The 26182-nt window shown below is 49.2% G+C and carries 31 protein-coding genes; 6 read left to right on the forward strand and 25 right to left on the reverse strand.

Annotation, left to right across the window (positions count from 1 at the left end; genetic code table 11):
* Positions 1-37 precede the first annotated feature (37 nt).
* Positions 38-1375 carry an MFS transporter gene (locus AC8GDC_RS06240; RefSeq protein ID WP_506557790.1) on the forward strand — a complete coding sequence of 446 codons (1338 nt, stop codon included), beginning with the start codon at positions 38-40 and terminating at the stop codon, positions 1373-1375.
* On the opposite strand, the gene dcd is transcribed toward AC8GDC_RS06240, so the two are convergent.
* On the reverse strand, positions 1372-1968 hold the full coding sequence (gene dcd, locus AC8GDC_RS06245; RefSeq protein ID WP_506557791.1) for a dCTP deaminase: 597 nt from the start codon (positions 1966-1968) through the stop codon (positions 1372-1374). The two genes, AC8GDC_RS06240 and dcd, sit on opposite strands and share 4 nt — an antisense overlap.
* A 92-nt stretch (positions 1969-2060) precedes the next feature.
* On the opposite strand from dcd, the gene AC8GDC_RS06250 reads away from it, so the two are divergent.
* A complete protein-coding gene (locus tag AC8GDC_RS06250) occupies positions 2061-3170 on the forward strand; it encodes a DUF2834 domain-containing protein (RefSeq protein ID WP_506557792.1) in 1110 nt (369 codons plus the stop codon).
* Between the two features lie 100 nt (positions 3171-3270).
* The gene (locus tag AC8GDC_RS06255) at positions 3271-3732 is read left to right on the forward strand and encodes a nuclear transport factor 2 family protein (RefSeq protein ID WP_506557793.1); all 462 of its coding nucleotides are present in this window, start codon (positions 3271-3273) and stop codon (positions 3730-3732) included.
* A gap of 53 nt (positions 3733-3785) precedes the next feature.
* On the opposite strand, the gene AC8GDC_RS06260 is transcribed toward AC8GDC_RS06255, so the two are convergent.
* The 15 genes from AC8GDC_RS06260 to AC8GDC_RS06330 form a co-directional block, all read right to left on the reverse strand.
* A complete protein-coding gene (locus AC8GDC_RS06260; RefSeq protein ID WP_506557794.1) occupies positions 3786-4475 on the reverse strand; it encodes a TMEM175 family protein in 690 nt (229 codons plus the stop codon).
* A gap of 113 nt (positions 4476-4588) precedes the next feature.
* The gene (locus AC8GDC_RS06265; protein WP_506557795.1) at positions 4589-5947 is read right to left on the reverse strand and encodes an ATP-dependent DNA helicase; all 1359 of its coding nucleotides are present in this window, start codon (positions 5945-5947) and stop codon (positions 4589-4591) included.
* Positions 5948-5950: 3 nt separating this feature from the next.
* Positions 5951-7903 (reverse strand): bifunctional copper resistance protein CopD/cytochrome c oxidase assembly protein, encoded by a 1953-nt coding sequence (locus AC8GDC_RS06270; protein WP_506557796.1) that lies wholly within the window; start codon positions 7901-7903, stop codon positions 5951-5953.
* Positions 7900-8364 carry a methyltransferase family protein gene (locus AC8GDC_RS06275; RefSeq protein WP_506557797.1) on the reverse strand — a complete coding sequence of 155 codons (465 nt, stop codon included), beginning with the start codon at positions 8362-8364 and terminating at the stop codon, positions 7900-7902. Before AC8GDC_RS06275 ends, AC8GDC_RS06270 begins: the two co-directional genes overlap by 4 nt.
* 83 nt (positions 8365-8447) lie before the next feature.
* Positions 8448-8720: an HU family DNA-binding protein gene (locus tag AC8GDC_RS06280; protein WP_506557798.1), complete on the reverse strand. Its 273-nt coding sequence runs from the start codon at positions 8718-8720 to the stop codon at positions 8448-8450.
* 106 nt (positions 8721-8826) lie between these two features.
* Complete coding sequence (gene rpsN / locus AC8GDC_RS06285; protein ID WP_506557799.1) at positions 8827-9132, reverse strand: 30S ribosomal protein S14; 306 nt, start codon at positions 9130-9132, stop codon at positions 8827-8829.
* A 2-nt stretch (positions 9133-9134) separates the two neighbouring features.
* The gene (rpmG, locus tag AC8GDC_RS06290) at positions 9135-9302 is read right to left on the reverse strand and encodes a 50S ribosomal protein L33 (RefSeq protein WP_506557800.1); all 168 of its coding nucleotides are present in this window, start codon (positions 9300-9302) and stop codon (positions 9135-9137) included.
* 10 nt (positions 9303-9312) lie between these two features.
* Positions 9313-9549: a 50S ribosomal protein L28 gene (rpmB, locus tag AC8GDC_RS06295; RefSeq protein ID WP_506557801.1), complete on the reverse strand. Its 237-nt coding sequence runs from the start codon at positions 9547-9549 to the stop codon at positions 9313-9315.
* Positions 9550-9662: 113 nt separating this feature from the next.
* Positions 9663-10067, reverse strand: coding sequence for a Fur family transcriptional regulator (locus AC8GDC_RS06300; RefSeq protein ID WP_506557802.1), 405 nt, complete (start codon positions 10065-10067; stop codon positions 9663-9665).
* Entirely contained in the window at positions 10068-10904 is an 837-nt protein-coding gene (locus tag AC8GDC_RS06305; protein WP_506557803.1) for a metal ABC transporter permease, read from the reverse strand.
* The gene (locus tag AC8GDC_RS06310; RefSeq protein ID WP_506557804.1) at positions 10904-11704 is read right to left on the reverse strand and encodes a metal ABC transporter ATP-binding protein; all 801 of its coding nucleotides are present in this window, start codon (positions 11702-11704) and stop codon (positions 10904-10906) included. The genes AC8GDC_RS06305 and AC8GDC_RS06310 overlap by 1 nt, the downstream gene beginning before the upstream one ends.
* A 3-nt stretch (positions 11705-11707) precedes the next feature.
* A complete protein-coding gene (locus AC8GDC_RS06315) occupies positions 11708-12652 on the reverse strand; it encodes a metal ABC transporter solute-binding protein, Zn/Mn family (protein WP_506557805.1) in 945 nt (314 codons plus the stop codon).
* Between the two features lie 49 nt (positions 12653-12701).
* Positions 12702-14057: a dihydrolipoamide acetyltransferase family protein gene (locus AC8GDC_RS06320; protein WP_506557806.1), complete on the reverse strand. Its 1356-nt coding sequence runs from the start codon at positions 14055-14057 to the stop codon at positions 12702-12704.
* Positions 14058-14070: 13 nt separating this feature from the next.
* On the reverse strand, positions 14071-15036 hold the full coding sequence (locus AC8GDC_RS06325; protein ID WP_506558475.1) for an alpha-ketoacid dehydrogenase subunit beta: 966 nt from the start codon (positions 15034-15036) through the stop codon (positions 14071-14073).
* 14 nt (positions 15037-15050) lie between these two features.
* A complete protein-coding gene (locus AC8GDC_RS06330) occupies positions 15051-16178 on the reverse strand; it encodes a thiamine pyrophosphate-dependent dehydrogenase E1 component subunit alpha (protein ID WP_506557807.1) in 1128 nt (375 codons plus the stop codon).
* A 37-nt stretch (positions 16179-16215) separates the two neighbouring features.
* Between AC8GDC_RS06330 and AC8GDC_RS06335 the strand changes: the two genes are divergently transcribed.
* Complete coding sequence (locus AC8GDC_RS06335) at positions 16216-16641, forward strand: phage holin family protein (protein ID WP_506557808.1); 426 nt, start codon at positions 16216-16218, stop codon at positions 16639-16641.
* On the opposite strand, the gene AC8GDC_RS06340 is transcribed toward AC8GDC_RS06335, so the two are convergent.
* Positions 16619-17626 carry an alpha/beta fold hydrolase gene (locus AC8GDC_RS06340; protein ID WP_506557809.1) on the reverse strand — a complete coding sequence of 336 codons (1008 nt, stop codon included), beginning with the start codon at positions 17624-17626 and terminating at the stop codon, positions 16619-16621. The genes AC8GDC_RS06335 and AC8GDC_RS06340 overlap by 23 nt on opposite strands.
* Positions 17627-17949: 323 nt before the next feature.
* Here AC8GDC_RS06340 and purB point away from each other — a divergent pair, with 323 nt between their 5' ends.
* Complete coding sequence (purB, locus tag AC8GDC_RS06345) at positions 17950-19338, forward strand: adenylosuccinate lyase (RefSeq protein ID WP_506557810.1); 1389 nt, start codon at positions 17950-17952, stop codon at positions 19336-19338.
* A 156-nt stretch (positions 19339-19494) separates the two neighbouring features.
* Positions 19495-20397, forward strand: a complete 903-nt coding sequence (locus tag AC8GDC_RS06350; protein WP_506557811.1) for a trypsin-like serine protease — start codon at positions 19495-19497, stop codon at positions 20395-20397.
* Positions 20398-20434: 37 nt separating this feature from the next.
* On the opposite strand, the gene AC8GDC_RS06355 is transcribed toward AC8GDC_RS06350, so the two are convergent.
* From AC8GDC_RS06355 to AC8GDC_RS06390, 8 genes are all read right to left on the reverse strand, one after another.
* A complete protein-coding gene (locus AC8GDC_RS06355) occupies positions 20435-20647 on the reverse strand; it encodes a hypothetical protein (protein ID WP_506557812.1) in 213 nt (70 codons plus the stop codon).
* A gap of 15 nt (positions 20648-20662) precedes the next feature.
* Entirely contained in the window at positions 20663-21175 is a 513-nt protein-coding gene (locus tag AC8GDC_RS06360; RefSeq protein WP_506557813.1) for a hypothetical protein, read from the reverse strand.
* A 3-nt stretch (positions 21176-21178) separates the two neighbouring features.
* Complete coding sequence (gene dnaB, locus AC8GDC_RS06365; RefSeq protein WP_506557814.1) at positions 21179-22534, reverse strand: replicative DNA helicase; 1356 nt, start codon at positions 22532-22534, stop codon at positions 21179-21181.
* A 387-nt stretch (positions 22535-22921) separates the two neighbouring features.
* On the reverse strand, positions 22922-23374 hold the full coding sequence (rplI, locus tag AC8GDC_RS06370) for a 50S ribosomal protein L9 (RefSeq protein WP_506557815.1): 453 nt from the start codon (positions 23372-23374) through the stop codon (positions 22922-22924).
* Between the two features lie 14 nt (positions 23375-23388).
* Positions 23389-23646, reverse strand: a complete 258-nt coding sequence (gene rpsR, locus AC8GDC_RS06375; RefSeq protein ID WP_506557816.1) for a 30S ribosomal protein S18 — start codon at positions 23644-23646, stop codon at positions 23389-23391.
* Between the two features lie 26 nt (positions 23647-23672).
* Positions 23673-24173, reverse strand: coding sequence for a single-stranded DNA-binding protein (gene ssb, locus AC8GDC_RS06380; RefSeq protein WP_506557817.1), 501 nt, complete (start codon positions 24171-24173; stop codon positions 23673-23675).
* Positions 24174-24175: 2 nt separating this feature from the next.
* Positions 24176-24601, reverse strand: a complete 426-nt coding sequence (gene rpsF, locus AC8GDC_RS06385) for a 30S ribosomal protein S6 (RefSeq protein WP_506557818.1) — start codon at positions 24599-24601, stop codon at positions 24176-24178.
* A 99-nt stretch (positions 24602-24700) separates the two neighbouring features.
* Positions 24701-26116, reverse strand: coding sequence for a CCA tRNA nucleotidyltransferase (locus tag AC8GDC_RS06390; RefSeq protein WP_506557819.1), 1416 nt, complete (start codon positions 26114-26116; stop codon positions 24701-24703).
* Positions 26117-26182 lie beyond the last annotated feature (66 nt).

Raw genomic sequence — 26182 nt, forward strand, 5'->3', positions numbered from 1 at the left:
GGCCGATTCCGAGGGCTGGAAGGAGTAGCTTGTTGGCATGACAAACGACACCACAGGGCCTCTAAAGGTCCCAAAGACCAAACTCGGCCGCAAAGGCACCTTCGCATGGGCGCTATGGGACTGGGCAGAGCAGCCCTACCCCACCATCATGCAGACCTTCATCTTCCCGGTCTACCTCGCGGGGGCAGTAGCTGAAGCAGGCACCAATGCCGATGCCCTGCTAGGTATAACAACCGGTATCGCCGGCTTCTTGCTGGCGATCATCGCTCCGATTCTGGGACGCCGATCTGACGAAAGCGGAAGACGCAAGTTCTGGGTGATGGTCAATACCTACATCCTGGTTTTGATCATGGTCGCGAGCTTCTTCGTCGAGCCAAAGGCTGAGTTTCTAATATTTGGTTTGGTTTTGTATGGTCTTGGTTCAGTGATTCAAGAAACGGCGTTTATCAACTACTACGCCATGCTGAAATCAGTTTCTTCACCATCAACTATTGGACGCATCTCAGGTTATGCCTGGGGCCTTGGCTACTTGGGTGGAATCATCCTGCTGGCAGTTGCGCTATTCGGTTTTGTTTTGCCTGGAACAGTCTTCGGTGTTCCTGCTACGGATAGCCTCGAAGTAAGAACGGTGTTCTTGTTCTGCGCTATTTGGACACTGGTGTTCTCAATTCCACTTCTTATTAGAGTTCCGGAAATAGAAGCCAAGAAGAACCGCAAGAAGGAAAGCGTTTTACAGTCTTACGGAGCACTTTGGGGTCAGCTCAAGAGTCTTTACAAGCAAGCACCAGAAACTTTAAAGTTTCTCATCTCCTCCGCGGTTTACCGCGACGGACTATCGGGAGTTTTCTCTTTCGGTGCCGTGCTCGGTTCGCTGGCATTTGGCTTTAGCCAAACTGAAATCATCATCTTCGGAATGGCTGCCAACATCGTCTCCGGTATCGGTGCGGTAATCGGCGGAAGAATCGACGACGTAGTCGGTTCCAAGAACGTGATTGTTGCTTCTCTCATCGGCTTGATAATCGCAGGATTCTCGGTGTTCCTATTCGCTGACGCTGGCCAGATTACTTACTGGATTGGAGGCCTCGCGCTTTGCTTGTTCGTAGGTCCTGCTCAAGCATCCTCGAGAACATTCGTATCTCGCTTCGCGCCTGAAGGTCGCGAGGGTGAAGTGTTTGGTCTTTACCAAACAACCGGTCGTGCGATCAGCTTCCTATCTGGTTTCTTCTGGGCGACAGCAATCACAATTGCTGCGGTAACAACTGGGGAAGAAAACACAACAATCTACGGTGTGCTTGGACTGATGGTGATCTTAATTGTTGGATTGCTGCTTTTGCTTCGTGTGAATCCAAACCCGCAGGTTAAATACGCGAGCTAGTTTTCTAGCGGAGTGTTACCGACATCAGTGCGGTAGAAGTTTTTGTGTGAGCGCGACGCTGTAGGTCCACGCTGACCCTGGTAACGCGATGAGTACTTATCTGATCCGTAAGGAAATTCAGAAGCTGAGGTCAACTGGAAAAAGCAAAGCTGACCAATCTTCATTCCAGGCCAAAGCTTAATCGGAAGCGTTGCGGTGTTGGAAAGCTCAAGGGTCACGTGGCCCTTGAAGCCTGGATCAACAAAACCCGCGGTTGAGTGAGTTAGTAGTCCAAGTCTTCCAAGCGAGCTTTTGCCCTCTAGTCTTGCTGCGATGTTGTTTGGCAAAGTCACAAACTCAAATGTTGATCCAAGAACAAATTCGCCCGGGTGCAAAATAAATGCCTCGTCCGGGGCAACTTCGATAAGCCTGGTTAGGTTATCTTGCTGCTCGGAAGGATCGATGTATGGGTATTTGTGGTTATCAAAAAGTCTGAAGAAGCGATCTAAGCGAACATCAAAAGAGCTTGGCTGAAGCAAACCCATCTCGAGTGGCTCTAGGCCAATCTGGCCGGCTTCGATACTGGCGCGGATATCGCGATCTGACATAAGCATTTGTCTAGGTTATCGCCTCGGGGGATTGTGAATAATCCGGCCCCGAGGGCGTTGCTAGGGTAAGAACAACCACTCCAATAGAAAGTCTTGTCTTGTTCGGTCATCAGCTTCGAGCTCGTATCTACTTCGCCCTTGCTGCCGTTGGGCTCGTCACCGCCTGGGTGCTAAACGGCATTGCCTCCTTTGAGGGTGCGAACTACTTGTCTGCCTGGTTTGGCTCGGTTGTGGACTGGGTGCTCTCGGTGGATCTATTCATTGTGGCTGCAGCAACCATCGTTTTCATGCTTTACGAAGCAAGAAAGCTTGGAATGAAGCGGGTCTGGCTTTACTTCTTGCTTTCGGGCATCACAGCGCTTGCCTTTACATTCCCGCTATTCATGGCCTTTAGGGAACTCAAAAAGGAAAAGATTGCCTTGGCTGGCGGAAAGATCGACAAGTTTGTTGTTGATGATCACCAAGTAGAAGTCTGGGTTCCCGAGAAAGTGCTTTCCTATACGCCGGTTTTGATGATGCACGATGGCAAGAACGTCTTTAATCCAAAAACCGGAACCGATGGAAATACCTGGGCAGTCCTAGACGCACTGCGCGAAGGTCGCATCAAAGGCGACCTTCAACCCCTGATTGTTGCCGTGCATGGCCTCTCCAAGGAAACTCGCATGCTTGAGCTCACACCGCAAGAAATAGCAGAGGCTCATCCAGATATCTGGGATAACTTGCCCGACGAGTATCAACCGGTTGCAAAGACCCCAATGAATGCCAAATACAATCGGCTGCTAGCAGAAAAGATTTTGCCGATGGTTTTGGAAAAGTACGGCATCGATCACGCGCGTGAGCGCACAGCAATAGCTGGATCGAGCATGGGTGGTTTGGCTTCCTTTTACCTACTCAGTAAGTACCCAGATGTTTTTGGTGCTGCACTGGGTTTTTCAACGCACTGGATCTTGGGTCACGAGTACATGTTCCAAGAACTCACCGCTTTGATGCCTGATGCCGGCAAGCACAAAATCTACACAGATGCGGGAACAGAAGAACTAGATATGTTCTACCAGCGCTTTCATCACGGTGCCGTGGCAGCTTTGCAAGCCAAAGGTTATGTTCGCGATAGAGATTTGACGTGTGCAACTTTTCCCGGCACAGGACACAATGAGCCGGCCTGGGCTGCGCGAGTACACCTACCGATTAACTGGTGGCTGAAAGGCTAGGGTTCGCGTCGCCATAGCGTGCCTGCTGGACGTGTGGTCAAAGGGTACAGTTTTTACTAATGCTTTTTTCAAAATGCAGAATTCGAAAGGTTTGAGGCACATGCTAATTTATAGCTCCATTGTCGAGAGGTTAGTTCGTAAAACATTTCTTGCCGTGCAAAATCATGATTACGAATATGTTTTAGGTGGTCTGTCCTCTAGGAACCTAACCCATCGTTTTGCAGGTCCTAATTCACTGGGTGGTATTCGACATGACAAAGAGGCTATGCGTCGATGGTTTATGAGGGTGGGAACAGTTTTTCCGGAGCTTGAGTTTAACGTGACAAGTGTCCTAGTCCAAGGTGGGCCATGGAACACGACAGTAGTTGCCCGCTGGGTAGCGACATGCACTCTTAAAAACGGAGACCCCTACATAAATCCAGGCATTCACGTAATCAAATTGCGGTGGGGTAAAGCCTATGACTTTGATGTTTATGAAGATACTTTTGCAGTTACGGTCGGACTTGAAAAACAGGCAAAGTCAGGTATTGCCGAAGCAAGTGCTGCCCAAATTGTGAGTTAATCTAAACGCCCTCTTTGACTTTTATGCTCGTCGGAACGTGAAATACTTCTTTTTTATATCTGCACTTTCTGAAGTTTCAGCATCATCGGGATTAAGCGATTAATGCTCTTTACTGGATTAGCCGTCGCAACAACGTAGAGCATCATGCCAGCCAAGGCAATCCATGGATTAATCAGGCTAAAGGGAACAGTTATTAGCCCAATCACTGCTGGAATCGCTTGAAAGATTAGAAGATTCTTACGCTGCTCCTTTGGAGGGAATTTTGACAATATAAAGTCATCAGACCACGTGAAAGTTCTATCCGCTCTAAAGATTTTTGCCAGTAAGGTCTGTAACAAAATTGACCAATACTGCCCAAACAGGCAGACCCCGAACCAGAAAACTCCCCAACTCATGTTTGGTGTATTTAGGTTTTCGGCCAGGAGTGCAGCACCGAAGGGTATTAAGGCGACCCAAGCCAAGACAATTCCGTGGTTCCAAACAATAAATCCGTTAGTTCCCACGACGTATTGACTCGTCACGTGGTACTCGTACCACCATGAAAAAAGGACTATAAATCCGAAGAAGTAAGCTAGAAAAGTTGGCCAATGCTCGAACAGTGCAATGTTAAAATCTTCGCCCTCACTTATATCGTGGGCTAACGATAGAACATCTAAACCTAAGAGTGTGAGTGCGATCGCAAATACCCCATCGCTCAACGTGTCAATAAATTTGTGACTTATGTTCTTAACGTGCATTTCCATTTGGCTGTCCAATCACTTCAAATTTTTTACAAACCTAACAAAGAAGCCCCGAGCAAGCTAAGACACGCCTGAGAAAGTCGATGAATAGAAAGTAAATTCAGACTCGGGCCAAATCAGAATAGCTTTTCGATTGGTGCTTGCTTAACGGCACTCATGAACCTGATCACATCTTTATCAACCATCACATCGCCCATCTTGATGGCCCGAGTCAAATACAGTCCCTCAAGCGATCTAACGCGCGATAGCGCTACATATGTTTGCCCTGGAGAAAAAGCACCGCGGCCTAGGTCAATAACCACTTCGTCGTAGGTTTGTCCTTGCGATTTATGGATAGTGACCGACCAGGCTGGTCGAAGCGGGATCTGCTGATACTCAGCCAGGGGAATTGTTACCAGCACTTCTTTGACTTTGCCGGTTTCTTCGTCAAACTCTTCTTCTATTTCGTAGCGAACCTTTTCCCAGGTTGCTCTTCCAACATCTAACTTCTCGCCATCCACCTCAACTGTCACGCCACCCGAGGATGGAAGATCAACAACTTTCCCGATGGTTCCATTCACCCAGCGCTTGAGGGTTCCTTCGCCAGTTCGTTTGCCGTCGTCGTTTTTGATGAACATAACCTGCGCGCCAACTTTGAGCTCAAGCATTGGATCGGCTGGAAGTGTTTTACCGAAAGCACTTTCATCACTTGCGGTATAAACAGCTTCGAAGGTTTTGGGTTTTGTTGTTAGTCGGCTCATGCGTTCGCGGTTTGTGCTATCAACGCTCGCATTGATGGTTGCAAGGCGAATCACGTCATCGTGAGGAGGAAAGCGATTGCCTGCTTGATTCAAACGGTCAAGCATTGCTTGCTCAACTTGCCCGACGCGAATCGCATTCAGGATTGATTTGAACTCTTCGTCTGATTGACGGAAGATTTCGCCGAGTTCAAATCTTTCAAGTGAATCTTCGCGCCAAACGTGCGCATCGAAAAACCAAGGGGATTGATAGTTCTCTGCCATGTATGCGCGCTCTTCGTTGTTGCCTGGAACAGGGGAGAGTTGATAAGGATCGCCAAACATAACAACTTGCGCTCCACCAAAAGGAATCTTGCGACGGCCACGGGCTATTCCCATCGACTTTGAGATGGCGTCCATAAGGTCTGCATTGACCATTGAAACTTCGTCGATGACTAAAACATCGAGGGCTGCTAGAACTTCTCTGGTTCTGCGGTTTAGGTGCCGAGCGATATCGTGCTCGCCCAGGATTCCAAAAGGGAAGCCAAACAGGGAGTGAATGGTGACGCCGCCAACATTCAGCGCAGCAACTCCGGTTGGTGCGCAAACAGCTACGTTTTTCTGGGTGTTTTCGACCAGATAGCTAAGCAGAGTGGATTTTCCAGTTCCAGCGCGACCGGTAACGAAGATGTTGTTCTCGGACTGCTCGATGTAGTCAAAGAGGTTCTGCTGCTCTATTGAGAGCCTGATCGGTTCCATGAGCTACTTCTGCTTGTTGATGCGCTCTAGCATCAAGTTGTAATCGTCGATGTCTTGGTTGTTTGAGCGATCTGATGCTCGATCAAGCCTTTTGCTATCTCGGTTGTCTGATCTAAACCACTGCACAGAGACAATGATGGTCAAGATAATCGTTGGTATCTCGCCAATTCCCCAGGCGATTGCTCCACCCGATTGCTGATCTTCTAGTGGTGGCAAGCCCCAAGTTCGACCCATGGCACCAAACCAATCGGGAAGCAGCAATCCTGTTCCACCCATCAATGCAAGACCAAAGAAGGCGTGGAAAGCCATCACGCCAATAAGAGTGACTATCCGGAATGGATAGCCAAGCCTTGATGGCCCAGGGTCAATTCCAATCAGAGATTGAACAAAGAAGTAGCCCGTGATTAAAAAGTGCACAATCATCCACTGATGCCCGATGTGTTCACGGGTAGCCCACTCAAACAACGGGGTGAAGTAGAAAACCACCAGGGAAGCTGCGAAGTTGGCAGCAGCAATCAGCGGGTGAGAGACAAACTCGGCGTATTTGGTGTGAACTGCCCAAAGCACCCATTCCCGAACTCCCCTTGAGGAATCTGCACGCTTTTGAACCGCACGGGTCAAAAGCGTGACCGGGGCACCTGGAACTAACAGCACAGGAATAGCCATAGTCAGGAACATGTGGGCGACCATGTGGACGCTAAACAAGTACTCCTGATAAACGTTTAGAGAACCTGATGTCACAAAGATAAGTAGCAGCATTCCCGATACCCAAGAGATGGTTCGAGCTATCGGCCAGGAATCACCGCGGGCCTTGAGGCGTCTTACGGCAACTAAATAGGCACCGATTGCCCATAGGGCAATAAGGGCCCAGAGAATATCTAGCTTCCACTGAGTAAAGAAGGTCACCATTGAAAGCTCCGGTGGAAGTGGTTCGCCAGTTAGCAGCTGCGCTGGCGTTGGAATGATGAATTCGCCTTGATTTACCGGGGGAGCAGTTCTTGCGAGCGCGGTACCCATGCCAATTGCTGCACCCATGATGAATATCTCAAGTAGTGCCAGCTTGAAAAAGCTGCCTTTTTCTGAAAGCTTCGACAAGATCCTGGTTCGATACACCGCACCGAAGGCTCCAAGTATTACCAGCAGCACAGCCTTGATAAACAGCATCTGCCCGTAGGGGCTAAGTAGCCCTGCTGCATCAGGGATGCGAACATAGCTTGATCCAAGCCCTGAAAAACCAACAATCACAAAGCTTGCAAGAGCAAGGGATGAATACCTTGCCACCATGGGCCTTGCATCTTTAAGCACGTCTTGCTTGATTGCAAACAAGGCAATCAGCCCACCAACCCAGGTCACTATGCCAACTAGGTGAAGGCCAAGGGAATTCACCGCCAATGAATGATTGGCGGTTCCGGCTGCGTGGCCAATCAGGGCCAGGGGAATCAAGGATCCAAGTCCTAGGGCTGCCGTCAAAGCCGTAGCGGTAAGGGAAGAAATAGATAGCGCCAGAATGCTGATTGCAAAGGCCGCTAAGAGATTTAGTGCCAGTGAAATACCTAGTTCTATCTCAGTTGCGTATACCCAAAGGCCTTGGCTAAAGGTCTGCTCTAAAGACAGCTCAGCGCCAGATACCGAAACAAAGCTCAACACAAAATGCACTGACGCAGCTATTGCCCATCCGGCAGCACCGGCTGAAGCAAGGTTTAGCAGCTTGCGCAAAACAACCGATTTGTCATTGGCCGCAAAGGCTGCAAAAACAAGGGAACCAATACTTATCGCCATAGCGATATTCATAAGCCCTTTAGCTAGGGGAACTCCGTAGCGAATTACTAGACCGGGATCTGAAAACTGCAGGGCTGCGGCTCCGCCGCCAATTGCAAGGCCAGTAAGAACTGCAAGCAAAACCCCGAGGGTTGCTATTAAGCCTGCGGAATAAGCTCTGGTTTGAAAGGGGTTCACCTCTTAAGCCTAGGTATAAACCTTCCGGTTTTTTTCGAATACTCCGCGTATCCCGCATAAGTACTAGCTAGCAGCTTCTCTTCGAAGCTGGCCTTGTAATTCAGCAGAAGCACTAGAAGGACAAAGAAGATAACGTGCGGAAAAAAGCCACCTGTAATCATCAGCCCGAAGGCGGTCAAGATAAGCCCTGAATAAATAGGGTGCTTTACGTATCTGTATAAACCGTCGGTGACTAACACCGCATTTTTGCTGGGCATCGGGTGCGCGGTCAATGACTTGCCTAGTGCAAGTGCCGAAAGTGCAAGGATTACAAACCCTATAAACAATGAAGTCAGCGAGAGGACAGAAAGAAAGTAGCTAAACACCCCAGTGTTTAGCCCACTGTTTGGAACAAAGATCAAAAGCCCCAACAAAATGAACTGTCCTAGGACAAGTAAATTTCCCTTTAGGCGCTTGGTCATGGCTTTAGCCTAACTTCCGGTTGCTTGAGATAAACAAAAAGACGCTGCCCCGAAGGCCAGCGTCTTTTGTTGCTAAGTAGGAATTACTTAACTGAAGCCTTTAGCTTGGAACCTGCAGATACCTTTACGGTGTTTGAGGCTGCAATCTGGATTGTTGCACCAGTCTGAGGGTTGCGTCCGGCACGTGCTGCGCGGTAGCCCTTCTCAACTGAAAGCCAACCTGGAATGGTGACCTTGGTGCCTTTTCTTACCTGAGTTGCGATGGTGTCAAACATTGCGTCAACGATACGGTTGACAGCTGCCTGTGACTCGCCAGTTGATTCTGCGATTGCAGCTACTAGTTCGCTCTTGTTCATGTGGTCCTCCTGGACGATATCAGTGACGTTATGTCCGCTTCAATCTATCGGGGGCCAATTGGCCAAGACCCTACAAATCGTCACGGCGTGTTGCTATGGCTTGAAACTACCAGCTTGACTTGGTAATGCCCGGCAACTCGCCTCGGTGAGCCATATCGCGGAATCTGATGCGGGAAACGCCGAATTTGGCAAGAACTCCGCGTGAGCGGCCATCGATGGCGTCACGGTTTCTTAGTCTTACCGGGGAGGCATTCTTAGGAAGCTTCTGGAGACCCAAACGGGCCGCCTCGCGCTGGTCGTCGGTTGAATTCGGGTCAACTAGGGCCTTTTTCAGGGCTAGACGCTTCTCGGCGTAGCGCTCGACTACTAGCTTGCGCTGCTCGTTACGAGCAATCTTGCTTTTCTTGGCCATTTCTAGCGCTCCTCGCGGAATTCAACGTGCTTGCGCACTACTGGGTCATACTTCATCAAAGCGATGCGGTCTGGGTCGTTGCGACGGTTCTTTTTGGTCACGTAGGTGTATCCGGTGCCTGCGGTCGAGCGCATCTTGATAATTGGGCGAATATCGCGTTCTTTAGCCATTTAGCGCTCCTTAGATCTTCTCGCCACGAGCCATGATCTCGGCAATCACGGACTCGATGCCACGGGCATCGATTACCTTGATTCCGCGAGCTGATAGCTGCAGGGTCACGTTACGCTTCAATGAAGGAACGAAGTAAGTCTTCTTCTGGATGTTTGGGTTAAAGCGACGCTTGGTCTTGTTCTGAGCGTGCGAGACGGCATGACCAAACTGTGGCTTGGTCTCAGTCACCTGACAGTAAGCTGCCATCTTTCCTCCTCTAGGCAAGACAAGCTAAAAACATCCAAAATAGTTTGCTTGTAAGCCTCTATAAGATTTGCGGACAAATCCGCAACAAGCCCCAAGTCTAGGCTAGTTTCTGGCTACTTTGCAACTTTTTTCTGGCAGGGGCCACAGGTCCCAAAGATGTCAATGGTGTGGCTGGGGGATGAAAATCCATGGCTTTTGGCCACCTGATCAGCCCAAGATTCGACCTTTTCGGCCTCAATTTCCACAGTTTGGCCACAAACCCTACAAATCAGGTGGTGGTGGTGCCCCTCGCCGCAGTCCCGATACAAAAACTCCCCATCGGCTGACTGCAGGGAGTCAGCCTCCCCTGAAGAGACCAATTCATTTAGCGCCCGATAAACGGTGGCAAGCGATGTGCTGGAGCCGTGGTTTTTTAGCACCTGGTGAAGCTGTTGAGCTGAAACAAAGCCAACCGCTTCAGACAAAGCATGTCTGACGGCTGATTTTTGTTTGGTGTTGCGCTTTACGGTTTCGCCCATCTAGCTCTTCACCTGCCTGCTGCGAACTTTCTCAATAACCCTTGCAACCAAATAAATAGCAAACGACAACGTAGTCACGTATGGACTAATCGGCAATCCGCCGCCAAGGGCCAACAAGATTCCCCCAACCACCGCAACCACTGCAAACACCGTGCTCAAAACTGGAACCAGCAACGGTGAGGAGGTAAGTCGAAGCGCCGCAGCAGCGGGAGTCACTAGCAGAGTCAAAACCAATAGCGCTCCAACAATTTGCACCGATGCTGCAACTGCCAAAGCAAGTAAGAGCATGAAGATTATTCCTAATGCCTTGGTTGGAACGCCTCTTGCTTCAGCAACTTCAGGATCCAAACTTGCAAAGCTCAGCGGTCGCCAGATAACAAGCAGCGCAATCACAACCACCAGTGATGTTGCGATCAACCAGAACACCTGCGGATCATCAACGGCAATAATTTGACCAGTTAGCAAACCAAACTTGTTGGCAGCTCTTCCCTCATAAAGTGCAAGAGCCAAGATTCCAATTCCAAGACCAAAGGGCATCAACACCGCGATGATCAAGTTTCTATCTTTAGCGCGGGTTCCCATAATCGCGATGATGATGGCGGCAACAATCGAGCCAAACGTCGCCCCGAGGGCAACGTTGAAACCAATCAACAATGCAATGGCAGCACCTGCAAAAGAAAGCTCGCTTATTCCATGCACCGCAAAAGACATATCTCTCGTCATCACAAACACGCCAATCAGACCACCCATGATGCCAAGCAGCAATCCAGCAATCAAAGAATTCTGAACCAGCGGAATCAGCTGGTCGTAATCAGAGAAGTCAAAAAGTCTTTCCATTACAACCACTTCTCGTCGTCGTGGTGAGTGTGATCAGATGAACCCAAAACTGCAATACGTCCTTGGTTTCGAACCACATCAACACTTCGGCCATAAAGCTTCGATAGAACATCGGAGCGCAAAACCTCGTCCGGAGTTCCGATTCGGAATTGCCCGTTGGCAAGGTATAGAACTCGGTCGATGTAATCCAGCACTGGATTGACATCGTGGGTGACAAACAAAACTGCAGCGCCGTTTTGTTGGCGCTGGGAGTTGATAAGTTCTGCAACAAGTGATTGCTGCTTTAGATCAAGTGCACTTAGTGGCTCATCAGCCAAGATAAGTTTCGGGTTGTCGATGACAGCTTGTGCAACTCTGATGCGCTGCAACTGACCGCCTGATAGCTGGCCAATCGGGGTGTTAGCAATATCTTCTGCACCAACTGCTTCAAGCATCTTGGAAACTTTTTTTGCAGTCGTACTCGATGGAAATGGAATTCCAAAGCGATGACCATCTAGTCCCATGCGAAGTAAATCTCTGGCACGAAGTGGCAATCCTGAATCTGCTTGTCTGTGCTGCGGAATGTATCCGATCTGTCGTGAACCGTGGGCAACTGATTTACCGAGTAATTCAATTGCTCCGCTGGATAGCTGTAGCTGACCAAGAATTGCCTTTAGCAAAACTGTTTTTCCAGACGCGTTAGCACCGATTACCGCAATGAATTCACCAGGGGCAACACTTAGGTCTAGATCTTTCCAGATGCTTCTATCTCCAAAAGACAGACTTGCCTTTTGAACATTTAGGATCGGCTGCGAAGACAAAACTTACCTTAGAGCTGCTTCTAGATTGGCAATGTTTAGATCCATCCAGTCGTAATACCTAGAGCCTTCTGGAAGTAGTTCACTTAGCTCAACCACGGCTATGCCGTTTTGTTTTGCTAGGGATACAAGCCCGTCGATCTGCACGCTTCCGGTTTGTGGGTTAACCACAAACACATCAACCGCTTTTGATTTCAGAAGCTTCTGGATTTCCAGTAGATCTTTAGGAGAAACATCGAGTTCCTCTTCAATAGCTTGCGAGAAGGATTTTGGGGTTAGGTCTTCAAGACCCATCTCAATAAGCAGGTAGTTAGCTACTGGCTCTGATGCGACGAAGCTTGCCCCTGAGTACTTACCCGAAACAGCGGCGATTCGATCTTCGAGAATCTCGATCTCGCCCTGAAAATCAATGAGGTTGTCTGAGTAATCGCTCGAGTATTCCGAATCCAGAGCCGCTAGCGCTCCAGCCAGACGGCTGGCAAAATCCTCAACCACGTGGAAGTCATACCAAACATGCTCGTTGCCTTCAGCGTGGTCGTGGTCGTGGTCGTGGCCATCGTCTTCTTTGGCCGCCTGATCTTCCTTGGCCAACTCGTCAGGAAGGTAGGCATAGACGATGTTCTCGTTGCCGGCAGATTTGGCTAGGGTGTCGATAAATGAGTCGTAGCCGCCACCATTGGCGACAATCAGATCAGCATCGTTAACTGCTAGCTGATCACGAGCCGAAGCCTCGTAAGAGTGTGGGTCTTGGGTAAAGTTTTCAATGATCGAAACCACCTGGACGCGGTCCCCGCCAATTGATTTGGCGATGTCCCCCCAAACATTCGTTGAGGCAACAATGGTGATCCCGGTGAAGGGCTCCTGCGTTGGCTGCACCTCAGGGGTGCTTTGAGCACACCCTGAGAGGGCAATTGAGGTGGCAAGGGCGATGGAAAGGATTTTTGTCTTCATAAGCCCAACTATAGGCTTACTGAGAATGATTGTCAATAAGAATTATTGCCTAATCAAGAAGCAGTGCTGGCTCCTCGATGACTGAAGCAACGTCTTGAACAAACCTGGAAGCTACGTCACCATCGACCACGCGGTGGTCGAAGGTGGCACCAATTGTTGTTACCTGGCGGATCACGATCTCGTTGTTAACAACCCAAGGCTTTGGACGGATCGATCCCAAAGCAACGATGGCGACTTGGCCGGGGTTCAGAATTGGAGTTCCGGTGTCAACGCCGAAGACACCGATGTTTGTGATGGTGATTGTTCCATCCTTCATGTCCTCCGGTGTTGTCTTACCTTCACGAGCAGTTGCTGCAAGCAACTCAATTGCTTGAGCAAGCTCAAACATGCTCATCTTGTCGGCGTCTTTGATGTTTGGAACAATTAAGCCTCTTGGGGTTGCGGCAGCAACACCGAAGTTCACGAAGTTGTGAACGATGATCTCGGTGTCGGTCCAAGTTGAGTTCACTGTTGGATTTCGCCTTACCGCCCACATCATTGCCTTGGCCATCAAAAGAAGTGGCGTTACCTTCACTCCCGCAAAGTCGGTGGAGGCTTTGAGGCGCTTAACGTATTCCATGGTTCTGGTGGCATCAACGTCAACAAAGATTGAAACGTGCGGTGCGGTGAAAGCCGATTGCACCATCGCGGTTGCAATTGCTTTCCTGATTCCCTTTACTGGAATCCGCTCTTCGCGCTCGGATGGAACAGCTGGGGTCTTGAGGTTTCTAAACACCGATGCTTGAGAAGCGGCGTTCACAACATCTTCGCGGGTGATTTCTCCGGCAAGTCCGGTTGCCGAAACTTTGGATAGATCAACGTTTAAGTCTTTAGCAAGTTTTCTAATTGGTGGCTTGGCGATGACATCTGTTGATGCACTGGCTGCAACAATCGGGGATAGTGGCATGGAAGAAGTTGCGGCAGGAATCATTGCCGGTGCATTGATTGAAGCTCCGCGCTTTCTTCTGGTTCCACCATGTGTTGCTGATCCGTAGCCAACCAGGTTTGGCTTGTTCTCATCGGAAGCCACCGATGCAGCAACATCGGCAACTGCCTGATGGGTGCTGGAGGATTCGGGAACAATCGGAATTGAAGTTGTGATCGGGCCTGCAACCAGAATGCTTCCTTCGGCTTGAACCGAGATGATTGGCATGCCAACACCTACGGTGTCTCCCTCTTTGGCAAGAAGTTCTTCTACGGTTCCGGCAAAGGGGCAGGGAAGTTCAACAATCGATTTCGCTGTTTCAATTTCGCAAATAACTTGGTTCACGGTGACGGTGTCTCCCGGGGAGACTTTCCAAGAAACAATCTCGGCTTCGGTTAGACCTTCGCCAACGTCGGGCAAGTTGAACATAGCTAGTGACATCTTTTGCCCTCCTTTAGTAATTCAGCGATCGGTCGACGGCTTCGAGAATTCGATCCGCATCTGGTAAGAACAGTTCCTCAAGTTTGGCAGGAGGATAGGGAACATCAAAACTTCCAACTCGAATAACCGGTGCTTCTAGGTGATAAAAGGCCAGCTCTGCCACCTTGGCTGCAATTTCAGCCGAGACCGAGAAGGAAGTTGACGCCTCAGAGGCAACAACCAACCTTCCGGTTTTTTTCACCGAGTTGATGATTGTTCCAAAATCAATCGGTGACATTGATCGAAGATCAATCACCTCAATGCTTGTTCCTTCAGCTGCTGCAACTTCAGCTGCCTGCAAAGCAGTCGGAATCATTGGTCCGTAACTAACAAGTGTTACTTGGGTTCCCTCGCGAATCACCTTGGCATCGTGCATTCCTGATGGAGGAGTGTCTAGGTTGACCATTCCTTTTTGCCAGTAGCGACGCTTTGGTTCGAAAAAGATAACAGGATCGTTAGATTCAATTGCCTGCTGAATCATCCAGTAAGCGTCGTTGGCATTTGATGGACTGATTACTCGAAGTCCTGGTGTGTGAGAGAAGTATGCCTCTGGCGATTCCGAGTGGTGCTCAACCGCTCCAATTCCACCGCCGTAAGGAATGCGAACAACCACCGGCATCGAAAGATGTCCTTCGGAACGGTTAGTTAGCTTTGCAAGCTGCGAAACGATCTGGTTGAACGCCGGATAAACGAAACCCTCGAATTGAATTTCGGCAACGCTGCGGTACCCGCGCATAGCAAGACCAATTGCGGTTCCAACAATTCCTGATTCGGCAATGGGGGAGTTGAAAACTCTTTTGTTTCCAAACTCGGCAAGCAGTCCCTCGGTAACTCGGAATACTCCACCGAGTTCGGCAACGTCTTCACCGAAGACTAAAACCTTGTTGTTGTTCTGCATTGCTTTTTGAATACCGGCGTTGATGGCCTTAGCAATTGGCATCTCTACTGAGTTGCTCACTTGGCCTCACCTTCTTCAAAGGAAGCTTCGTAGCCTTCGAGCCAGGCTTGCTGCTCAGCAATGAGTGGGTGTGGGTCTGAGTAAACATGCTTGAAGATGTTTTCAAGTGGTGGGTTCGGCATGGCAAATGTTTCAGCCCTAATTTGTTCAGCTAGCTGATCTCCTGCGATTGCCACTTCTTCAAAGAAATCATCGCCCACGCCCTGGCGCCTTAGGAACTTTTCGAAACGGGTTAGTGGGTCTCGCACTTTCCAATATTCGAGCTCTTCAGCCGGGCGGTACTTGGTTGGATCATCGCTTGTGGTGTGCGCGCCGACTCGATAGGTGAGCGCTTCAATCAAAGAAGGGCCAAGACCATTTCTGGCATCGTCCATGTGCTTTGCTGTCACCGCGTAGCAAGCCAAGACGTCATTGCCATCGACCTGAATTCCAGGAACACCGAATCCGGTTCCACGAAGATAAAGAGGCACAACAGTCTGGGCGGAAACTGGGGAGCTAATAGCCCACTGGTTGTTCTGGCAGAAAAACACCAGTGGTGCTTTTGTGGTGGCTGCAAATAGCAGCGCTTCGCTGACATCGCCTTCAGCGGTTGCACCGTCGCCGAAGTAGGTGATTACTGCCTGATCAACATCCGGATTTCCAGTTCCAACTAGCCCATCGAAGTTCACACCCATGGCGTAGCCGGTGGCGTGAAGCACCTGGGTTGCAAGCACGATGGCGTAAAGGTGGAAGCGGGTTTCTTCCGGGTTCCATCCGCCGTGGTTCACACCGCGCATGATCTTGATGATTGACATCAGATCGATGCCGTGGGTTATTGCAACACCGTGCTCGCGATAGCTGGGGAACATGTGATCGTTTGGCCCAACTCCGTAACCGGAACCAATCTGAGCTGCTTCTTGACCGATGGCTGGAACCCAAAGACCCATCTGTCCCTGGCGCTGAAGTGCGGTGCACTCGTTATCAAATCTTCGAATGCGAGCCATGTCGCGATAGAACTTTAGAAAGTCGTCGAGGTTTAGTTTCTCGATGTATTTGCCGTATTCGGCATACTCGGCAGGCACTTCAAAAATGCCATCCGGAGAAAGCATCTGAACTTGCGGCACACGCCCGCCCTGAGGAGTCATCACTCCAATTTACCCGCTTTGCTGGGACAATAGAAAAGTGATTAGATTCCTGGTATCCAGCATCATCAGTGCAGGTGCAATATGGCTGGTTACGTTCCTGATTCCAGCGGTAACTCTTACTCCATACGGTGGAGATGGCCTGTGGCAAACAATTGCCTCATATTTACTTGTGGGCGCAATTTTTGGACTGATTAACGCAATCATCGCTCCAGTAGTTAAAGTCCTTGCACTTCCTCTTTACATCCTTACCTTCGGTCTGATTTCTTTTGTAATCAACGGGGCACTGCTTCTATTCGTCGCTTGGCTATCAACGCAAATCGGTGCAGACATATTGACCATCGATGGTTTCACATCAGAGGGACTCACCATCGAGTCTCTTGGTTGGGCAATACTTGCCTCGATCATCATTTCAATTTCTTCTTTCTTTGCCCGCGCAATCTTCAAGGCCGCAAGGCTTCTCTAGAAATCACAAACTCAAAAGACTTGGCTGGTTTTGCAACCGCAAGCTTTTGAAAGATGTATTGTTTGATGTTCTTGATTCCAACATCGCTTGACACATCGATAGCGGTTGTGGTGTTTCGATAGCTTTTGAGTGAGTGCGAAAACATCAACGCGTCTGATTCGGGCTTCTCGCTAATTCTTTGAACACTCACCCAGTTTTTCTTCATTGGGTTTGCCTTCCCCGAAAGGTTTGGAACCGGGTCATTAACGTGCTCAATTGCCATCACCGGTGCTTTGAGGTTTTTGATCTGCGCCAGGGGAGCACCGAAAGCAACAAGCCCCGCCGCGATAAATCCCGAAGGATAGGCTGCGAGATTTCCTGCAACCATTCCACCCTGCGAGTGACCGACCAGTATTACCTCGTCGGTTGGAGTGATGCCTGCTTGCCTAATGGCAAGCAGCACCGCCTTTTCACTCGCGGCTTTACCAGCACCAGACATTGCTTGGATGTTCGATGCCATATCCAGCGGGTTGGTTCCTTCCCCAAAACCAAAAGTTTGAGTTCCTGGAACATAGACAACTGCAGTTTTATTGCCCGTAGGGTTATCAAACAAATCAACGCCAATTGTTGGTTGGTCTTTGGAAGAGAGTCTCCATAACCGATCAAGCATTTGGGTAATCGAATCAGTCTTCGAAGATGTTGTCTGAAGTGCCAGAGTCGCTGAGACTTTACTGTCGAGCTTCCAGCCAAGAGAAGCTCCGATGTTGGTTGTGAACTGCGCGAGCTGTGGAATGAATGCGATCTCAAAGCGCCTATGAATCTGCGCTTCGGTGGTGAAGTAATTCTCGGCGGCAATCATGCAGTGGCTATAGAGCCTTTCGAGTTTCTGAAGAACGCTTACCGAGAGCACTCGGTATTGAATCTGATGGAGTGGATCAGACCAGAGCGATTCGAGTGGATTCCAGGCGTTTAGGGTTTCTGAGCAAAGTTTTATCTCGAGTGCCACTCGTTGTATTTCTTCGCGGGTGGCGACTATATCTGGATTTCCCCCGTAGCTTTCAATACTCACCAGTTCAGGGATTGTTGCAGGGCCAATAGCTCAGTCTCGAGTGAGGCAAGCGTTGAGGTAAGAGTTGTGGCAGTGGCACCTACCCAAAGTCCGGGGGTGGGCTTTGCCAATCGAAGCCGATACAGGGCCGCTTCAATCTGGGCTGATATAGATTCCACGATTTCTATATCAATCTGATCTCGGGCAGTTGTGGGCCAGTCAGAGCAAATTGGGGAAAGCTCTAAAAGGTGAAACCTGTTGGCTTACGGCACAATAGTTCAGTGAGCCTTTCATTTCAGCCGCTAAGTCCGCTTGATGGCCGCTACGCATCCCAGGTTCAAGAGCTCTCCCTTTATCTTTCTGAAGCCGCACTCAACCGAGCAAGAATCAAAGTTGAAATCGAGTGGCTAATACTTCTTGCCAACAAAAACATCTTTGGCGACAACTGTTACATAACAGAAGAACAAGCCCGCAGGCTTCGTTCAGCAGTTAGCTACTTCAGTGACGCAGATGTTGCCAAACTTGCTGAAACCGAAGCTCGAACCCGCCACGACGTAAAAGCAGTTGAGTATTTCGTTCGCGACAAACTAACTGAGATCGACCGCGAGGATCTTCACGAGCTAGCTCACTTCGCAGCCACCAGCGAGGATATAAACAATCTTTCCTACGCGCTGATTATCAAAGATGCCGTGAGTAACGTTTGGCTGCCAAAGGCAAAGCAAATTGTTGCAACGCTTTCTGAACTTGCCCGCTCCTACGCCGGTGTTCCGATGCTTTCTCGAACTCACGGTCAGCCAGCAACTCCAACCACAATGGGTAAAGAAATTGCTGTTTTTGCATCGCGATTGACAAGACAAATCAATCGCATTGAAAAATCCGACTACCTAGGTAAATTCTCCGGAGCTACTGGAACTTACTCGGCGCACGTAGTTGCGGTGCCAACTGCCAACTGGCCAGAACTTGCCCAAGAACTTGTTGAATCACTTGGTTTGAAATTCAATCCACTAACCACACAGATTGAATCTCACGACTGGCAAGCAGAGCTTTACACAGCCATTGCTCACTTCAACCGAGTGCTACACAACCTGGCAACAGATATCTGGAGCTATATCTCCATTGGATACTTCAAGCAGATCCCAGTTAAAGGCGCAACCGGTTCATCGACCATGCCGCACAAAATCAACCCAATTCGCTTTGAAAATGCCGAGGCTAACCTAGAGATCTCAAATGCACTATTTGATGTGTTGGCTGCAACCTTGGTCACCTCTCGCCTGCAGCGAGATTTAACCGATTCTTCTTCCCAGAGAAACATCGGCGTGGCTTTTGGACACAGCCTTCTTGCCTTAGACAACATCACCAAGGGACTAACAGAAATCGAAGTTGCTGAATCGGTAATGGCAGCAGACTTGGCTGAGAACTGGGAAGTTCTAACCGAAGCAATTCAGACAGTGATTAGAGCTGAAGTGGTTTCTGGCCGATCAAAGATCAGTAATCCTTACGACCTATTGAAAGATCTTTCCCGTGGCAAGAGATTGACCCGCGAAGATCTAGCGAACTTTATTTTGAAGTTGGATATCGAGCAGGCAGCTAAAGATCGTCTCTTGGTTTTGTCTCCGAAGGATTACATCGGCCTGGCGGCCAAGCTGGCTCAGAACTTGTCTACGACCTAAATCTTAAAAGGCTGATCCCGAATAGGGGTATTTATCTAGTTCTAAAGACCTTGAATTTTGTACTGAAATACTAGAATTTGCTAAAGCTCGGCTTTGCATCGATGCTGCTACTGAGTCATAAAGAGAGCTGTTGTTTCCAAAATGGGGAGATGGAAATTGAAAAAACTATTGGTAGTTATAGTCTCTTCATTCCTTGTGCTTCAGCCAATTCAATCTTTTGCAATTGAGGGCGGAGAAGAGGCAAGAAATCATCCAAGGATTGTTTCAATTGTACTTTTGGACGATAAAAGCTCCTCAGAAAACTTTTACTCAGCATGCTCAGGATTTCTTTTTGCTCCCAAAATTGTCATTTCTGCAGGGCATTGTCAATTTAGGCCATTTAGAGGTGATGAAAAGTGGCCAGACACCCAAGTCTTTATAGGTTATCCAGGAAAGCTTCTTAGTACCAACCGAACTGACCTCGTGCAAGCTAAAAAAGTATTCAGCTACAAAAAATACAGCACGGTTAGAAACCTTGCAGCTTATAACAATAAAGATTTCATGATTGTGGTGACCAAAGAGCCAGTTGCAAAAGTTTCTTGGGCCACAGCAGCTAGCGAAGCCGAATTCAAGAACTTAGTCAAAGAGAAGGCCTTTGTCACCATGGGGGGCTACGGAGTTTCGTCGGAAGAAGAAAGGAACATGAAAATGGAGGGGTACAAGTGGCCCAGAACACTCACATTTCCCTTTGTAGATAAGAAGCATTACAACCTTGTAATGGACAATCGTCTTGACAAGCATTATTGGCCTGCATTTACTGACCCCTATGAAAAATGGGGTTGGACAAAAACCAGCAAGGAAACTGGTGCAGGATGTGATGGCGATAGTGGGGCTGGGATTTTTACTGAAACGGCGAACCGTTTCGTCTATGTTGGGCTAAACGCATGGCCAATAGACAGCCCGAACTGTTTTAACAAAGCTAAGTGGAATATCCATGGAGGACTTAACAGAGTTGATCCTATTTATTACCACAGCAAGCTACTGGATAAAGCTATAAGGTACGCATTTCTGGGATTTTGATAAATAGAGATTACTGCAAGTGCAAGAGCTAGCTTCTTTAGCTAAGAACTTGCTTATCGGGATCGTTCTTGTTCTCAGGAACCATCAGAGCCATGGTTGAAATTGCAACCAGCGAAACAATAAAGGTAAGCCCGCCCCAGATGATTGCTGACTCAAGCATGTCAACAGCGAAGAAAACCATCGCGCCAACAAACACAGCAGCAGCAGCTGAAAGCGTCAAAAAGGTTGTGACTTTGGTTTTTCTAGGCATGAAACAAGCTTAAAGCTATTTACTCGGCGTTGTCGCCGAGATGCCTAAGTGCACAGCACTCAGCACAAGGTAAGCACCAAAAAAGCCAACCGCTGAAATGATATCCAGCGGAACAGCTAGAAACAGTAGTCCAACAAGCAAGCTCAAACTCGCACTAATCAAGCTATCTTTTCCAAAGCGGGTAGCAAAGCCAGATCTTCGAGCAAGATACATTTCAAATGCTCCGGCCATTAGTCCCCAGCCAGTCACAAGATAAACAAAGACCAGGGCCGAAGCTTCTGGATCAGATGCTGGAACTAATAGCGCAGCTAGGCCAACAATAAGTGCGGCAAGTGTCAGCGGGAAATTTTCGAGCGAGAATAGCCCGTTGCCCCAAACGGTGCTCGCGACTGCGTTTAGCAGTGCGAAACCGATACCAAAAATCGCAAGTGCCAGAAGGCCAGTTGCTGCGGAGTGAGATTGATTGAAGGTTATGAAGATTCCAACGCTGAAGGAAATTGCTGCTCGAGCAGCAAAAACAAATTTCACTTATTAGATCTTCATGTTTACGAAGCGCGAGTAGTGACCCTGGAAGGCCACAGTTACGGTTCCGGTAGGACCAGAGCGCTGCTTGGCAAGAATCAAATCTGCCTCACCAGCTCTTGGGTGATCCGAATCGCCAATTGCCTCGCGGTGCAAAAGTACTACTACGTCGGCGTCTTGCTCCAAGGAACCAGATTCACGAAGGTGAGAAAGCTCAGGCTTTTTATCCTTGGTCTGTTCTGCTTGACGGTTTAGCTGCGAAAGGGCGACAACTGGAATGTTTAGCTCTTTCGACAAAAGCTTTAGTGCACGAGAGAACTCGGAAACTTCCTGCTGGCGTGATTCAACTTTTTTACCGGAGGTAAGAAGTTGTAGGTAGTCGATGACAATCATCTTGAGTCCTACGCGCTGAGACAGCCGTCTGCACTTCGCGCGAATTTCAACCAGGGTCATGTTTGGTGAGTCGTCGATATACAAAGGCGCATCGTTGATGCGTCCGCGAACTTGCGCAAGCTTGGTCCAGTCGGAATCCGCGATGTTTCCTTTACGCATCGACTGCAAAGGAATTGATGATTCCGCAGAAAGCATACGCATCGCGATTTCGGCGCGACCCATTTCCAGTGAGAAGAACAGTGTTGATTTGTTTTGAGCGATGGCCGCGTTTCTTGCAACATCAAGTGCGAAGGTTGACTTACCCATCGCAGGACGAGCAGCAACAATGATTAGTTGTCCTGGGTGGAAACCGTTTGTAAGTGCATCAAGTTCTGTAAATCCAGTTGGAACACCAACTAGATCTCCGTTGCTATCTTGTGCTGCTTCGATTTCTGCAATCGCAGCTTCAATTGAATCGCTAAGGGCAACGTAGTCTTCACCGGTTCCAGACTGGGTAACTCGGTAGACATCTTCTTGAGCTGCGTTTACAAGATCAGTTACTTCACCTTCGTTGGCGTAGCCAAGTTGTGCGATGCGTGTTCCAACTTCAACAAGTCGACGAAGGGTTGCTTTTTCCTGAACAATCTTTGCGTAGAAAGAAGCGTTAGCAGCGGTTGGGACAGTGCTTGTAAGTGTGTGCAAATAATCTGCACCGCCGGAACGAACCAGACTTCCAGTTTTTACAAGCTGATCGGTAACTGTAATGACATCGGTTGGTTCACCCATTCCGTAAAGAGTGAGTAGAGCTTCAAAAATGATTTGGTGTTTCGGTGCGTAAAAGTCAGGACCGTGAACATATTCGAAAACTTCAGCAACTGCTTCTTGCGAAATTAACATCGCACCGAGCGTGGATTGTTCTGCTAAAAGATCGTGAGGTAGCACTCTGTCATTGGATCGCCCCGGGTCTGCCGGTAGTACGGGCGCCAATGACATTGATTGCTCCTAGAAATGGGGATGGTGACAACTTGTCTAGCATCCACCACTGACAAACCCTTATAAAGCCGCGGTGTGTATAACACTGTGGATAACTCGGGGAAAACACTCTAATAAATCGGGAAAACTTGTGGACAGAGGTGTGGAATCACAAAAACTTTCGAGCTCGCATGCCAACTAATCACTGAGATTTGGGTGTGCATAACTAATTCCTAGCAAACTCTCAAGATAGCAATGAGGGTTGTGTATAAGCCCCTCTTTTGGTCCAAAAACAGGGTGCTAACCACAGGTTATCCACAACTTGCCAAAACTGACCCTTCGGGACCCCATAAGTACTAAACCCCAGACCTTTCGATCTGGGGTTTAGTTCAATGCTTTTGAAGGTTTCTACTTCTTAGCAACAACCTTTAGCTTGATGGTTGCAACCATGTCGCCGTGCAGACGCACGGTGGCTAGGTATTCGCCAACAGAGCGGATTGGGTTTGGAATTTCAACCTTGCGCTTGTCGATGGATCCGATGCCTGCTTCAGCAACTGCTGCAGCGATGTCGCCAGTCTTGACTGAGCCGAATAGTCGACCGCCAACGCCTGCCTTGATGGAAAGCTTCACTGAAGCTTCTTCCAGGCGAGCCTTTAGGGTCTGTGCCTCTTCGATGGTTGCTAGCTGACGTGCGTCACGAGCTGCGCGGATAGAACTAACCTGCTTCTCGCCGCCCTTGCTCCAGATAACAGCGAAGCCGCGGGGCAACAAGTAGTTGCGTGCGTAGCCGTTCTTAACTTCTACGACGTCGCCAGCTGAACCAAGTCCTGAGACCTCGTTAGTGAGAATGATCTTTGACATATTCCTGGTTCTCCTTAGCGGCCAGCACCGGCGTATGGCAAAAGAGCCATTTCGCGTGCGTTCTTGATTGCGGTTGCGATGAGGCGCTGTTCCTGAACAGAAACACCGGTGATGCGACGTGCGCGGATCTTTCCGCGGTCTGAGATGAACTTTCTCAGTGTTGCAACATCCTTGTAGTCGATGATTCCGACCTTCATGAATTTAACCGGAGCTAGTTTGTCTAGCTTCGAGTTACGAGTTGGTTTACGACGTGGGTCGGTTTTTCCAGCCATCTTGTTTTTCTCCTAGTTTCTAAACTTTAAAAAGGTGTGTCGTCTGATGCCGGAGCACCCGGGTTTGCCCAGCCGTCATCGGCCTTTGCTGCAGCTGGTGCTGCAGGGGTGTTGGCCCAAGGATCTTGGGTCATTGCCTGAGGTGCACTTCCGCCTTCGCGAGCACGACGGGTAACTGCAGCTGTTGCATAGCGAAGGGAGGGACCGATTTCTTCGATCTCAACTTCTAGCGAAGCGCGAGCTTCACCTGATGCAGCAGTGTAAGCAGAAGGGGCCTTTAGGCGACCGGTTACAACAACACGGGAGCCCTTGGTCAAAGACTGTGCAACGTTCTCGGCAAGTTCACGCCAAGCGGTGCAACGAACCCAAACAGTTTCGCCATCTTCCCAAGCGTTGGTCTGCTTGTTCATCATGCGAGGAGTAGATGCAACTCTTACGCTTGCAACTGCAACTCCACCCTGGGTGTAACGAAGTTCTGGGTCGTCAGCAATGTTGCCAACTACGGTGATTGTGACTTCTCCGGCCATGATTACTCCGCTGCTACTTCAACAGCCTCGGCTGCAGGCTTTGAAGCTGGCTTGTCGGAAGAATCTTTTCTTGGACCCTTGCGAGCTGGACGCTCAGATGGCTTCTCGGCTACGTACTCAATCGGTGTGATTGTGAATTGCACGTCCTCGGCGCGTAGCACCTTGGTGCGCATGACAGCTTCTGAAAGGTTCAGCTGACGGTCAAGCTCGATAACGGCATCTGATGGCGCTGTCATGTTGATGACGGCGTAGATACCTTCGGACTTCTTCTGGATTTCATAAGCCAAACGGCGTCTGCCCCAGATGCTCAAAGTGTCAACAGTGCCTTTAGCAGTGGTGATTACGTTGAGGAATTTTTCTAGGGATGGTTGTACTGTTTTTTCTTCGACGGTTGGGTCGAGAATAACCATTACTTCGTACTGATGCATAGCTAACCCACCTCCTTTGGACTAGAGCGGCCATGGACGTTCCATGACAGGAGGGTATAAATGACATCTGCTGCCCAAGATTCAGGCAACTTCCCTACTCTAGCCCTTAGGCCACCACTCAAGCAAGGCCTTTTTGGCGGCCTCCGGGCCCAAGGGGCCATTTTCTATTCGAAGCTCAAGAAGGTATTTATAGGCTTTTCCGACCCCAGGACCAGCAGGAATTCCAAGGATTTCCATGATCTGCTCGCCGGTTAGATCCGGGCGCATGGCGTTTAGTTCTTCTTGTTCCATTACCTTCTCTATGCGCGCTTCCAGATCGTCGTAAGCGTGAGATAAGAGGTCAGCTTTTCTTTGGTTTCTGGTGGTGACATCGGCACGGGTAAGGATATGCAGTCTTACAAGCTGATCGCCGGCGTCGCGAACATACCTTCTTATAGCGGCATCGGTCCAAGCCTGATCGCTGTATCCAAAAAAGCGCAGGTGAAGCTCAATCAAGGAACAAACCGCTTTGATGGTGTCGTTATCAAAGCGAAGTTCCTTCATGCGCTTTTTGGCAAGCTTTGCCCCCACCACATCGTGGTGGTAAAAGCTAACCGCTCCACCGGGTTCTAGTTTCCTGGTTGCCGGCTTTCCGATATCGTGCAACAGAGCTGCAAAGCGCAGCGTGAAATCTGGCTCTAGCTGGTAATCCTTTTCGTAGTCGATAGCTTGCTCGACAACTTTGAGGGTGTGCTCGTAGACATCCTTGTGGTGGTGATGTTCGTCGACTTCTAGTTTTAGCGCAGGAAGCTCCGGCAACACGATCTCTGCAAGCCCTGAGTCAACAAGTGCTTCTAGTCCCTTGCGAGGAAATTTCCCAAGCATGAGTTTTTGTAGTTCTGCTTGAATACGCTCTGCGGAAATAATGCTTAGGCGCTCACGCATCGACTGCATTGCTTCAAAAGTTTCTGGCTCAATTTCAAAACCCAATTGAGAAGCAAAGCGCGCTCCGCGCAGCATACGAAGCGGGTCATCACCAAAAGAGTCTTCTGGTTTGCCAGGAGTTTTTAGCACCTGGTCCATCAGATCTCTAAGCCCGCCAAAGGGGTCGACGAATTTTCGCTCTGGAAGGGTAAGTGCCATTGAGTTGACTGTAAAATCGCGGCGCTTTAAATCTTCGTTTAGGTCTTTGCCGAATCGAACTTCGGGTTTTCTAGAATCTGGATCGTAAGCATCGGTTCGATAAGTTGTGATTTCAATTTGATCGTCGCCGATGCGGACGCCGATAGTTCCAAACTCTTTTCCAATTTCCCAGTGGGTGTCAACTTTGCCTTTGATAAGCGCAAGGATTTCGTCGGGGGTTGCATTCGTTGTTAGATCAACATCGGGAGCTACTCGTCCAAGGATTGCATCTCTTACTGGACCACCAACCAGAGCAAGTTCAAAACCGGAATCTGAAAACAGTTTCCCAAGTTTTTCCAATAGAGCAGTTGAAGTCACTTGCTCTAGGTTTTTCATTGCGTCGGCGGTTTCCATCGCTACCAGCTTGCCACACCAGCCTTTTTAGGGCCTTTGGGCAAGCCGAGATGGAGATTTTCTCGT

The sequence above is a fragment of the Rhodoluna miladensis (SeqCode) genome, assembly GCF_965234705.1.
Taxonomy (GTDB): Bacteria; Actinomycetota; Actinomycetes; order Actinomycetales; family Microbacteriaceae; genus Rhodoluna; species Rhodoluna miladensis.